General features: G+C 71.3%; 9 protein-coding genes. 1 reads left to right on the top strand and 8 read right to left on the bottom strand.

The features are described from left to right. The first annotated feature begins 81 nt into the window (after positions 1 to 81). A complete protein-coding gene (locus ACQ5DX_RS07600; RefSeq protein WP_430332052.1) occupies positions 82 to 1,314 on the top strand; it encodes an FAD-dependent oxidoreductase in 1,233 nt (410 codons plus the stop codon). 15 nt (positions 1,315 to 1,329) lie between these two features. On the opposite strand, the gene ACQ5DX_RS07595 is transcribed toward ACQ5DX_RS07600, so the two are convergent. The 8 genes from ACQ5DX_RS07595 to ACQ5DX_RS07560 form a co-directional block, all read right to left on the bottom strand. After that, entirely contained in the window at positions 1,330 to 3,873 is a 2,544-nt protein-coding gene (locus tag ACQ5DX_RS07595) for a polynucleotide kinase-phosphatase (RefSeq protein WP_430332051.1), read from the bottom strand. Beyond that, a complete protein-coding gene (locus ACQ5DX_RS07590) occupies positions 3,870 to 5,270 on the bottom strand; it encodes a 3' terminal RNA ribose 2'-O-methyltransferase Hen1 (protein WP_430332050.1) in 1,401 nt (466 codons plus the stop codon). Before ACQ5DX_RS07590 ends, ACQ5DX_RS07595 begins: the two co-directional genes overlap by 4 nt. Positions 5,271 to 5,317: 47 nt before the next feature. After that, positions 5,318 to 6,724 carry an MFS transporter gene (locus ACQ5DX_RS07585; protein WP_430335575.1) on the bottom strand — a complete coding sequence of 469 codons (1,407 nt, stop codon included), beginning with the start codon at positions 6,722 to 6,724 and terminating at the stop codon, positions 5,318 to 5,320. An 86-nt stretch (positions 6,725 to 6,810) separates the two neighbouring features. After that, positions 6,811 to 8,037, bottom strand: a complete 1,227-nt coding sequence (gene cobA, locus ACQ5DX_RS07580) for a uroporphyrinogen-III C-methyltransferase (protein WP_430332049.1) — start codon at positions 8,035 to 8,037, stop codon at positions 6,811 to 6,813. Between the two features lie 33 nt (positions 8,038 to 8,070). Next, positions 8,071 to 8,517: a cobalamin biosynthesis protein gene (locus tag ACQ5DX_RS07575; RefSeq protein WP_430332048.1), complete on the bottom strand. Its 447-nt coding sequence runs from the start codon at positions 8,515 to 8,517 to the stop codon at positions 8,071 to 8,073. Beyond that, positions 8,510 to 9,901 carry a cobyrinate a,c-diamide synthase gene (locus ACQ5DX_RS07570; RefSeq protein WP_430332047.1) on the bottom strand — a complete coding sequence of 464 codons (1,392 nt, stop codon included), beginning with the start codon at positions 9,899 to 9,901 and terminating at the stop codon, positions 8,510 to 8,512. The genes ACQ5DX_RS07575 and ACQ5DX_RS07570 overlap by 8 nt, the downstream gene beginning before the upstream one ends. Next, complete coding sequence (gene cobO, locus ACQ5DX_RS07565) at positions 9,895 to 10,509, bottom strand: cob(I)yrinic acid a,c-diamide adenosyltransferase (RefSeq protein ID WP_430332046.1); 615 nt, start codon at positions 10,507 to 10,509, stop codon at positions 9,895 to 9,897. Before cobO ends, ACQ5DX_RS07570 begins: the two co-directional genes overlap by 7 nt. 39 nt (positions 10,510 to 10,548) lie before the next feature. Next, positions 10,549 to 12,471: a VWA domain-containing protein gene (locus ACQ5DX_RS07560; protein WP_430332045.1), complete on the bottom strand. Its 1,923-nt coding sequence runs from the start codon at positions 12,469 to 12,471 to the stop codon at positions 10,549 to 10,551.

Genomic DNA, 12,471 nt, shown 5'->3' with positions numbered 1-12,471 from the left:
CCTACCGCCGTAGGTGGGCCGACCACCATCACTCGCACCGGCCGGTCGGTGGGCGCACACTGAGGACAGGGAGCGCTGCCAATGGAACAGACCTCGGAACACACCTCGTGCTGCATCGTGGGTGGCGGCCCCGCGGGAATGGTGCTCGGGCTGCTGCTGGCGCGGTGCGGTGTACCGGTGACGGTCCTCGAGAAGCACGGCGACTTTCTGCGCGATTTCCGTGGCGACACCGTCCACCCGTCGACGTTGGCTCTGCTCGACGATCTCGGCCTCGGTGCGCGGTTCGCACAGCTTCCGCAACGCCACGTCTCGTCCGTTCAGCTGCCGATCGGCCCGGGCGGCACCCCCCTGACCATCGGGCATCTCGAGGCGCTACCGGTGAAGTTCAACTACATCGCGATGGTGCCGCAGTGGGATCTGCTCGATCTGCTGGCGGACGAGGCGGGGACCGAGCCGACGTTCACGCTCCGGATGAACACCGAGGCCGTGTCGTTCCTCGACGACGGTCGCCGCATCTGCGGGGTCCGGTACCGGACGGCGGACGGCGGGACCGGCACGCTGCGCGCAACGCTCACGGTGGCGTGCGACGGTCGCACGTCCCTCGCTCGCGAGCTCCCGGAGCTGGGGCTGCGGACCTTCCCGTGTCCGATGGACGCCTGGTGGTTCCGGCTTCCCCGCCGGCCCGGGGACCCGGTCGGGTTGGTCGGCAACGTCGGCGACCGCTTCCTGTCGGCGATGATCGACCGGGGTGACTACTGGCAGTGCGGGGCGATGATCCCCAAGGGGTCGGACGCCGAGCGGCGTGCGGCCGGCGTGGATCGGTTCGCGCAGCAATTCCTCGCCACCGCACCGTGGCTCGGTGACCGCGTGCACACCCTGCGGTCGTGGGACCAGGTGAAGCTGCTCGACGTCCGGCTCGACCGGCTGCGGCGGTGGCACCGACCGGGGCTGCTGTGCATCGGGGACGCCGCGCACGCCATGTCGCCGATCTTCGGGATCGGGATCAATCTGGCCGTGCAGGACGCCGTCGCCGCCGCCCGGCACCTCGCCGACCGTCTCCCGTCCGACGCCCTTCCCGAACACGTACTGCGCCGGATCCAGTACCGACGTTGGCCGACCGCAGCGGCCGCGCAGGCACTACAGCGACTCGCCCAGGACCGGGTCATCACCCCCGCGCTGGCAGGCGCCCCACGCACGAACGTCTCGATGGTGGCTCGGCGGATCGTCTCGACGCGGGGTGTCCGGCGACTGCCGGCGTACTTCCTCGCGTACGGCGCGGTCCGCGAGCGTCCACCGGCCGCCGCGAGGCGTTGACCTCCGCTCCCGGCACTACAGCCTCGGATCGACCGGCTCGGATTCGAGCGCCAGCACCGCGAACACCGCCTGATGGATCCTCCACAACGGCTCTGCCTTCACCAGGCGATCGAGGGCCTCGACCCCGAGGGCGTACTCCCGCAGGGCCATCGAACGCTTGCGGTCGAGGGAACGCGCGCGCAGGCGCTCCAGGTTCGCGGGTTCGGTGTAGTGCGGTCCGTAGATGAGCCGCAGGTACTCGCGTCCGCGCACCTTGATGCCGGGCTGCACTCGACGGTCGACACCACCGGATCCGTGCACCTGATTCCCGGCCGGCTTCACCACCATCCCTTCACCACCCGACGCCGTGAGGTCCTCCCACCATGCCGTCGCTGCCGCCGTCGACGTCTCGGAGTTCAGGTCCACCTGCAGACGACGAGTCGTGGTCACCAGCTCGGGCGCCGCCTGCGCGAGTCGATCGGCCACGCCCAGGTGCCATTCGTGGTCATGTTCCCCGTACGTGCGTCCCTCGGTGGCGAGGATCTGGAACGGCGCCAACCGCACACCGTCCAGCCCGTCGGTCGGCCACACGTACCGGCGGTAGGCCGCGACGTAGCCGTCGACGTCCGAGCGCCTCGAGCGCGTCCGCCGCTCCGCGTCGCCGACATCGAGGCCACGCCCCGCCGCCTGCGCCAACACCGCGGCCCGTGCCGTCAGATCCGTTGTCGCAGCGGCCCCTACCGCCGCGTACTGGGATTTGAGCAACGGCTCGGCCTTCGCCGACCATGGCAACAACTCGGCATCGAACAGGATCCAGTCGGTGCCGAGGTCGTCCCACAGCCCGGCCCGGTCCACCGCGTCGGCGAGCTTGCGCACCAGCTTCTCAGTCAGTCCCTCGTCGAACACGCGCCGCCCGGTCCGGGTGTGGACGATGCCGGAGAGTTCGTCTCCGACGCCGAATCGCTTCTGCGCGGCCTCCGCGTCCCGGCACACGAGCGCCACCGCCCGCGAGCCCATGTGCTTCTCCTCGCAGATGACCGTCTCGAGCCCGACGCGCCGGTAGTCGGCGAACGCCTCCGCCGCATGCTCGAGCATGCCCGGCAGCGCGGACGTCGCGCACGGCGACATCGTGGGCGGCAGGTAGAACAGCCACTGCGGCGGGACCGCGAACCGGCTCATCACCTCGAGCGCGCCGGCCGCATTCTCGGGGCGCACCGACACACGCCCACGCAGAGCCGTCTCCACGCCGCCGACCCCGACGACGTCATCCAGGTCCAGGTCGTGCGGGTCAGGGTTCCGACGATGCAGCGGGACTACCGGCTCGTAGTGGACACGTTCGGCCGGCACCGACACCGCTTCCTTCTCCGGGTACCGCAGCGCGGACAGTTCGCCGCCGAACACGCACCCCGTGTCCAGGCACAACGTGTTGTTGACCCAACGCAGCTCCGGCGTGGGCGTGTGGCCGTACAGGACCATCGCCGCACCGCGGTAGTCCTGCGCCCACGGGTACCGGACCGGGAGGCCGAATTCGTCGGTCTCCCCGGTGGTCTCGCCGTACAACGCGAACGACCGCACTCGCCCGGATGCGCGGTTGTGGTACTCCTCCTTCAGCCCGGCGTGCGCGACGACCAGGCGGCCACCGTCGAGCACCAGGTGCGCGACGAGACCGTCGCAGAAGGACGCGACCTGCTTCCGGAACTCCTCGCTCTCCCCCGCCAACTGGTCGAGTGTCTCCGCCAGACCGTGCGATGTCGTGACCTTGTGACCACGCAGCGCCTTCACCAGCTTGTTCTCGTGGTTGCCCGGTATCGCGAGAGCGTGACCGGCGGCGACCATGCCCATCACCAGTCTCAGCACGCCGGGTGCGTCGGGCCCGCGGTCGACGTAGTCGCCGAGGAACACCACCGTCCGGCCGTCCGGGTGGCGGGCATCGACCGCCTTCCCCTGGTCGTCCCGCTCGATCACGTATCCCATTCGGCCGAGCAGTGTTTCGAGCTCTCGGCGGCAGCCGTGGATGTCGCCGATCACATCGAACGGTCCGGTCAGGTCCCGGCGGTCGCTCCGCAGTGGCACGCGTTCGACGACGGCGTCACGGACCTCCTCGACACCGCGCAGCACATGCACGGACCGGAAGCCCTCGCGCGCCAGGCCTTTCAGCGACCGCGATAGAACGCGATGCTGCCGGCGCACCACGTCGCGACCGAAGGAGCGGTCGGGCCGCGCCAGAGTGCGTTCGGCACAGACCGATTCGGGCACGTCGAGCACGATGGCAACCGGCAGCAGATCGCTGCGCCGCGCGAGTTCGATCAGAGCCTTCCGGGCGGCCGGCTGCACGTTGGTGGCGTCGACCACGGTGAGGCGGCCGGCGCGGAGTCGCTTGCTCACCACCAGGTTCAGTACCTCGAACGCGTCGGTGGTGGCTTCCTGGGAGTTCGGGTCGTTGCTGACCAGTCCGCGACAGAAGTCACTGGAGATGGTCTCGAACGGGCCGAAGTGGTCGGCCGCGAAGGTGGACTTGCCCGATCCGCTGACCCCGATCAGCACGACGAGACTCGGGTCCGGAATCTCCAGCACGCTCATTCGTTCGCTCCTTCGCGCGTGAATGCGGCCAGTTGCGTTGGCGCTCCGACGCTCTCGTCGAGGGGTCCGACGCCGGCAAGCTCGACCGTGTACCCATATGTGGACGCGGCAGTCTCGGCCCACTCGCGGAACTGGCTGCGATCGAACTCGAACCGGTGGTCGGAGTGCCGGAACTCACCCACCGCCAGAGTCGGATACAGGCCGTTGTACTCGGAGTTCGGCGTCGTCACCACGACGGTCCGGGGACGGATCTCACCGAAGACGGACCGCTCGAGCGCGGGCAGCCGCGCGAGGTCGACGTGCTCGATCACCTCCATCAATACGGCCGCGTCGAACCCGGTCAGACGGCTGTCGCGGTAGAGGACCGACGACTGCAGCAGCGAGAGACGTTCCCGCCCCGCGTCGGAGAGCTCGTCGGCGCGCAGCCGGCGCCGAGCACGCTGGAGTTCCCCTTCGCTGACGTCGACGCCGACGATCCTGGTGAACTGCGGTCTGGCGAGCAGTTCGCGCAGCAGCCGGCCGTCTCCGCAGCCGACGTCGACGACGCGCGCCGCACCGGCCTCGGCGAGCACGGCCAGCACCGCATCGGCTCGGAGGTCGGCGAGCCGCGGGTCGCGCGGCCGGACCGGGTCGTCGCGGCCGGCGTCGGTGCCGTCCGACAGCAAATCCGCGACGGTCTGGACCAGTTCACGCTGATGCGCCAGGTAGCGCGCGCTGATCAGCTCCGCCTCCGGGTGCTCGGGCAGCCACTCGCCCGCCGTCCGGACGAGTTTCTCGGTCTCCTCTACGCCGACCCAGTAGTGCTTCACGTCGTCGAGCACCGGCAGGAGGACGTACAGGTGCCGGAGTGCCTCCGACACCGTCAGGGTCGCCAACATCGTGAGGTCGACGTACTCGGAGGCACCCCATTCCGGCAGTTCCACGTCGAGCGGAACGGGCACCGCGGTCACAGTCCACCCCAACGGCCCGAACAGCCGAGCGGGCAGGTCCGGTCCACCTCGCGACGGCAGCACGGGGACCCGGATCGTCAGCCTCGCGGGACGATCGACCAGTTCCGGATGTGACCGACAGGTCCCGGCGAGTGCCGTGGTGAACACGCGTCCGAGCGCAACCGCGAGCATCGACGACGCGGCGTACGGACGATCGTTGACGTACTGCCCTAGCGCGAATCCGTCCCGGCCCCTCCGCATCCGGCTGCGGACCAGCTCGATGGGATCGACGTCGAGCATCAGCGCGACGGTGCATCGCGCCTCGGCGACCTCGGGGTACATCACCGTCGCCGTTCCGACGGAAAGGTCGAACTCCTGCACCTTGTCCGGGTGCTTGTGCAGCAGGTATCCGAGATCGGACGCGTCGGACCAGTTCCCCCCGGCCTCCGCTGTCAGTGTGAGCAGCATTCCCGGAACGTATCAGGGCGTCCCGGACCAATCACGACATTTTCGGCTCAGGCCTGCTGTGCGGCCTTCTCCGCGGCCTGGGCCTGCGCGACCTGCTCCGGCGTGAACCGGATGAACAGGGCCGCCAGCGCTGCGAGCGCCGCGAGGATCGCGCAGCCGAGCAGCGCGAACGTGTATCCGCTGGACAGGGCGTCGAGCTGGGACGGGGTCATGTCCGACGCGGCAACACCCGACACGCCGCCGAGCGACAGCGTCTTCGACGTCGCCATGGCGCCGACGACCGCGAGGCCGACGGGCCCGAACAGCGTCTGCGCCACCTGTGCGATCGCCGCGAGCGGACCGATCTCCTGCGGCCCGACACCGGCGATGGCGCACAGCGGCAGCGGAACGACGGCGAGTCCGACACCGAACCCGACACCGACGACGAGCATGAACAGGTTTCCGACGTAAGTCGCGGACGCATCGAGCGTTGACCCGTACAGCAGGCCCACGAACGTGATCAGCGTGCCGGTCACGACGAGCCATCGGGGCTGGACCTTCACCGCGACCTTGGACGCCACAAATGCGGCCGTGCCGAGACCGAACGCGAACGGCACGAACGCCAGGCCGGCGCGCAGCGGCGTGTACTCGAGGATGTCCTGGACGAACAGCGCCACGAACGGGGCGAGCGAGAACATCACCATGCCGACGAGGGCCAGTGAGATGAACGTCGCGACGCGGCTGCGGTTGCGGAACAGCGAGAACGGCAACAGCGGATTCTCGGCGCGGCGCTCGACCGCCAGGAACGCTGCCAGCAGCACGAAGCCGCCGATGAGTCCGGCGAGCACGAGTGGGCTGCCCCAGCCCTTCTCCGGCCCCTCGGTGAATCCGAAGACGACGCCGGTGCAGCCGAGCGTCGCCAGGATCGCGCCCGGCACGTCGAGCTTGAGCCGTTCGGCACCGGTCTCCGTCAGCGCGGCGAATGCGAGCAGCAGGATGACCAGGCCGATCGGCACGTTGATGAGGAATATCCACCGCCACGACACCTCGGTGAGCGCACCGCCGATGATCAGGCCGGTCACCGAGCCGATGCCGGTCATGGCCGCGAAGATCGCGATGGCCTGGTTGCGCACCGGGCCGGGCGCGAACGTCGTCGCGACGAGAGCGAGCGCGGTCGGCGACGCGATCGCCGCACCGACGCCCTGCAGCGCCCGCGCCGCGACGAGGGTGGCTTCGTTGACCGCGAGCCCGCACAGCAGCGACGCGATCGTGAACAGTGCCACGCCCCCGATGAAGACCCGTTTGCGCCCGAACGCGTCGCCGACGCGACCGCCGAGCAGCATCAGGCCACCGAACGTGAGGGCGTACGACGTGATCACCCAGTTGCGGCCGGAATCGCTGAGTCCCAGGTCCTCCTGGATCTTGGCGAGCGCGAGCGAGGCGACGGTGCCGTCGAGCACCATCATCAGCTGCATGCCGCTGAGGACGATGATCGCGAGGCCGAACGCCCGCGTGGTCACGGGGTACTTCACGGCGGTGGAGTCAGACACGAGAGTTCACGTTACCGAGAGTCCGCGGAGAATCCGGCCACACTGCCGATCACGACGATCGCGGGCGGGCGGATGTTCTCCTCCCGCACGCGGGCCGCGACGGTCGCGAGGTCGGCCCGCAGCACCCGCTGCGTCCGCAGCGTGCCCTCCTGGATCACGGTGACGGGGGTGTCCGCGGGGCGTCCGCCCTCGGCGAGGACGGCCGCGAACTGCTCGATCCGTTCCACGGCCATGAGGAGCACGATGGTGCCGCGCAGCTTCGCCAGGGCGGCCCAGTCGACGAGCGAGTCCGGGTGGTCGGGCGCCACGTGTCCGCTGACGACCACGAACTCGTGCGTCACGCCGCGATGGGTGACGGGGATCCCGGCGGCCGACGGCACCGAGATCGCGCTGGTGATGCCGGGCACAACGGTCACCGGGACGCCGGCGGCCGCGCACGCCTCGAGTTCCTCGAAGCCGCGACCGAACACGTACGGGTCGCCGCCCTTGAGGCGGACGACGAACTTGCCTGCCTTCGCGCCGTCGATGAGCGCGGCGTTGATCGCCTCCTGCGCCATCGCGCGGCCGTACGGGATCTTCGCGGCGTCGATCACCTCGACGTGCGGGCCGAGTTCGGCCAGCAGTTCCGGGGGCGCGAGGCGGTCGGCGACGACGACGTCGGCTCGGGCCAGCAGGCGTCGACCGCGGACGGTGATGAGGTCCGGGTCGCCCGGGCCGCCGCCGACGAGCGCGACACCGGGTGCGGGCGCCTCGTCGGTGTCGGTGACGGCGCCGGACTGCAACGCCTCGAGCAGTGCGGTGCGGACGGTGGCGGAGCGGCGGTGCGCACCGCCCGCGAGCACGCCGATGCTCAGGCCCTCGTAGGTGCCGGTGGCCGGGGTGACGGCGGTGCCCTCGCGGGCGCTGTCGGCGCGGACGCAGAAGATCCGGTTGCGCTCGGCCTCGGCGACGATCGCCGCGTTGGTGCCGGGTTCGTCGGTGCAGGCGATCGCGTACCAGGCGCCGTCCAGGTCGCCGTCGCGGTAGTCGCGCAGTTCCAGCGTGATCTGCCCGGACGTGGCCATGCCCTCGACGGCGGGGGTCACCTCGCGGGCGATCAGGTGGACCTGGGCGCCGGACGCGACCAGCAGGCCGAGCCGGCGCTGCGCGACGGTGCCGCCACCGATCACCACGACACGACGGTCCGTCAGGTTGAGTCCGACCAGGTAGCTGGTCTCGTCACCGGCGGAAGCAGACACTCGTCTCCCCGTTCTCCCTATCCATGCGGATACTCACTCGACAGATTCCGAAACACTACGGGCGACGGCGGCGGTGCCGCCAATGGAGTCGGCGGCGGTGCCGCCAATGGAGGCAGCGGCGGTGCCGCCAATGGAGGCAGCGGCGGTGACGCCGTTCGTGACCGTCTTGGCCACGACCAGCGGTGCGCCGCCGGCGGCGAGGATCGCGGCGGCCTCGGCGACGCTGGGGGTCCCGACCGCGGCGGTGATCGCGCCGGCCGGATTGGGCACCGGCACCGCGGCCAGTTCTCGAGGCGTGTATCCGACGACGCGGGTGCCGAGGATCTCGGCCGCCTCCACGAACGCCGGCTGGGACACCTTCCGGTCCAGCGTCGCCAGGATGCTCACCGGCGCGTCGCCGCACACCGCGCGGACCGCGGCGACGATCTCGCCGGCGCGCACGCGGCTACCCGCGCCCACCCCCACGCACAGTTCACCCACGGGCGGCATCCACGAAACGTCGTACGGACTCCGGGTTCCCGGCCGGGTGGGTGTGCAGGTACGACGCGTGCACCGATCCGTCGCTTCCGCCGACGAAGCCCTCGCGGGTGGCGCCGGCGTCCCAGGCCCGCCATCCCCATGCGGGCGCATGGCCGTCGGCGGTGTCGGCGAGCACGGCGGTGCGGTGGAATTCGTGGCCGGTCACACGGGTTCCGGCGTCGAACAGCACCGAGTCGGACACCGCGACGGCGTCCCGGTATCCCAGGGTCAGCCGTGAGCCGAAGCGGGCGTCGACGTCGATCACGCCGGCCATCGGGTGCCCGTCGAGGCTGCGGGTGAGGTACAGCAGTCCGGCGCACTCGGCGTGGATGGGGGCGCCGTCGGCAGCGAGCTGTCGAACCTGCTGCAGCAGAGCGTTGTTCGACGACAGTGCCACGGCATGTTCCTCCGGGAACCCGCCGGGCAACACCAGCCCCGTTGTGCCGGCAGGCAACTCGTCCTGCAACGGATCGAACGCGACGACGTCGGCGCCCGCGGCCTCGAGAAGTTCGCGGTGCTCGGCGTATCCGAACGTGAACGCCACGCCGCCGGCGAGCGCGATCACCGGCCGCGGTCCGGTCGGTGCGGGGCCGACCTCGGCGACCGGATCCCAGGCGGCGGGGTCCACGGCGGACGCTGCGAGCGCTCGAATCGCCGGCAGGTCCAGGTGCGCGGCGGCCAGTTCGGTCATCGCGCTGACGGCGTCGGTGGCCGCGCGGCCGTGCTCGACAGCCGGCACCAGACCGAGGTGCCGGGACGGCACCTCGAGTTCGGCCAGACGCGGCACCGACCCGAGCACGGGCAACCCCACCCGCTCGCACGCCTGCCGCAGGACCTGCTCGTGGCGCGCGCTGCCGACCCGGTTGAGGATCACCCCGCCGATGCGCACGGCCGAGTCGTAGGTCGAGAAGCCGTGCAGGACGGCGGCGAGGCTCTGGCTGTGGCCGCGCGCGTCGACGACGAGGACTACCGGCGCCCCGAGTGTCGCGGCGATCTGCGCGGTCGACCCCTCCGCCGACGGTGCCGTCGATCCGGGGTCGATCCTGCCGTCGAACAAGCCCATGACGCCCTCGACGACGGCGATGTCGCAGCCGTCGCTGCCGTGCCGGAACAGCGGGCCGATCCGGTCGGCGCCGACCAGCACGGTGTCGAGATTGCGTCCCGGTCGGCCCGCGGCGAGCGCGTGGTAGCCGGGGTCGATGTAGTCGGGGCCCACCTTGAACGGCGCCACCCGGTCACCGGCGGCGCGCAGCGCGCCGACGAGCCCGGTGGCAACGGTCGTCTTCCCACTGCCCGACGCGGGCGCCGCGACGACGACCGCCGGTGTACTGGGGGTGCTCACCACTCGATTCCGCGCTGACCCTTGCGGCCGGCGTCCATCGGGTGCTTGATCTTGGTCATCTCGGTGACCAGGTCGGCGGCGTCGATCAGCGCCTGCGGCGCGTCGCGGCCGGTGATGACCACGTGCTGGTTGCCGGGCCGGTTGCGGAGCACCTCGACCACCTCGTCGACATCCACCCAGCCCCACTTGAGGGGGTAGGTGAACTCGTCGAGGACGTAGAAGCGGTGCGTCTCGGCAGCGAGCCGACGGGCGATCTCCTGCCAGCCCTCCGCCGCGGCCGCGGCGTGGTCCTCCTCGGTGCCGTGCTTGCGAGTCCAGGACCAGCCCTCGCCCATCTTGTGCCACTCCACCGCGCCACCGACGCCGCTGGTCGCGTGCAGTTCGCCGAGCGCGCGGAACGCGGCCTCCTCGCCCACCTTCCACTTCGCGCTCTTGACGAACTGGAAGACGCCGATGTCGAAGCCCTGGTTCCAGGCGCGCAGCGCCATCCCGAAGGCGGCCGTCGACTTGCCCTTCCCGGGGCCGGTGTGGACGGCGAGGACCGGCTGGTTGCGGCGCTGGCGGGTGGTGAGCCCGTCGGCGGGCACGTTCTCGGGTACGCCCTGAGGCATGTGCAATCCCTTTCTCGGGCTTGTCTTTTCGTTCGACGGTCAGGCAGCTGCGCGGACGACGCCGGCGACCTGCTGGGCGGACAACTCCGAGAGGCGCACGCTGGCGCCGCGCAGGTCCCGGGCCAGTTCGGCGGCCAGGCCGAGCCGGACCATGCCGGTCTCGCAGTCCACGACGATCGCAGCCGCCCCTGTGTCGGCGAGCATGCCGGCGGCCCGCTTGGCGCGCGCGACGGCGTCCTTGCCGCCGGTGGCGCGGCCGTCGGTGAGGGCCACCACCAGTGCCCGGCGCCGCGGGTCCCGCACCCGCTCGCGCAGCACGACGTCGTGGGCGCGCAGGAACCCCTCGGCCAGCGGCGTACGCCCGCCGGTCTTCATCGCCCGCAGGCGCCGCACCGCGACATCCACCGACGACGTGGGCGGCAGCACGAGTTCCGCGTCGCGACCGCGCACCGTGATGACCGCGACCTTGTCCCGGCGCTGGTAGGCGTCGCGCAGCAGCGACACGACGGCGCCGGTCACGGCGGAGAGCCGGTCCCGTGCGGCCATCGAGCCGGAGGCGTCCACCACGAACAGCACCAGGTTGCCCTCGCGCCCCTCACGGACCGCGCCGCGAATGTCGCTGGGCGCCAGCCGCATCCGGCCACTCACCCGCCCGCGGTCCGCCTGATGTTCGGCGGCGGCGAACAGCGTGCCCACCAGGTGCAGGCCGCTGCCCGGTTCGGTGGTCGACCGCACGGTACGTCCACGGGTCGAGCGCGAGCGCGACCGCCGACCGGGGGCACCGTCGCCGACGCCGGGGATCTCGAGCAGCCGCGCCCGGAACTGGGGGCCGGGAGCGTCGGCGCGACGTTCCGATCCCCCACCCGCCGTCGGTGAATCCCGTTCCCCCGATTCGCTCGTCGGCGCGTCACCGGCCGAATCGGCGGGCGACTCACCACCGCCGGGCCCGTCCGTGTCCGGCCCGTCCGGATCGGGCTCGGGCTCGGGTTCCTCGTGGGCGCGGGCGTCGGCGTCGGCCTTGTCCATCGCGTCGTCGAGCTGCTGCGGATCGAGTCCGGGCTCGTCGAACGGATCGCGCCGACGACGGTGCGGCAGTGTCAGTTCCGCCGCCACGCGCACATCCTCTTCCGTGACGGCGTCGGCCCCACGCCACGCCGCGTGTGCGGTCGCGGTGCGGGCAAGGACCAGATCGGCACGCATGCCCTCGACGTCGAACGACGCGCACACCGACGCGATCCGCCGCAGTTCGGTGTCGGACAGCTCGACCGCATCGACCACGGCGCGGGCTTCGACGATCCGCTGCGCGAGGTCGGCGTCCGCGTCGGCGTAGCGTGCCGCGAAGGCGTCGGGGTCGCGCTCGTAGTCGAGGCGGCGCCGGACGACCTGCATGCGCACGTCGACGTCGCGGGACGCAGCGACGTCGACGGCCAGACCGAACCGGTCGAGCAGCTGCGGACGCAGCTCGCCCTCCTCCGGGTTCATGGTGCCCACCAGCACGAACCGCGCCGGGTGCGAATGGGAGACGCCGTCCCGCTCGATGTGGACGCGGCCCATGGCGGCGGCGTCGAGCAGCACGTCCACCAGGTGGTCGTGCAGGAGGTTGACCTCGTCGACGTAGAGCACGCCGTCGTGCGCGTCGGCGAGGAGTCCGGGCTGGAAGGCGCGCTCGCCGTCGCGGAGCACCTTCTCGAGATCGATCGAGCCGACGACGCGGTCCTCGGTCGCGCCGACCGGCAGCTCGACGAGCCGGGCGCGGCGCCCCTCACCCACCTCGGGCAGCAGCGCGGTGAGCGCCCGCACGACCGTGGACTTCGCGGTGCCCTTCTCGCCTCGCACCAGCACACCACCGATCCCGGGATGCACGGCGCACAGGATCAACGCCAGACGCAGCCGGTCCTGCCCGACGATTGCACTGAACGGGAACCCCGACGGTTCCGAGCCGGCCTGATGACTGTGACGCAA

It is taken from the genome of Rhodococcus sp. ACT016 (genome assembly GCF_050477185.1).
GTDB lineage: Bacteria > Actinomycetota > Actinomycetes > Mycobacteriales > Mycobacteriaceae > Prescottella.
This window is presented reverse-complemented; position numbering and strand designations above follow the sequence as displayed.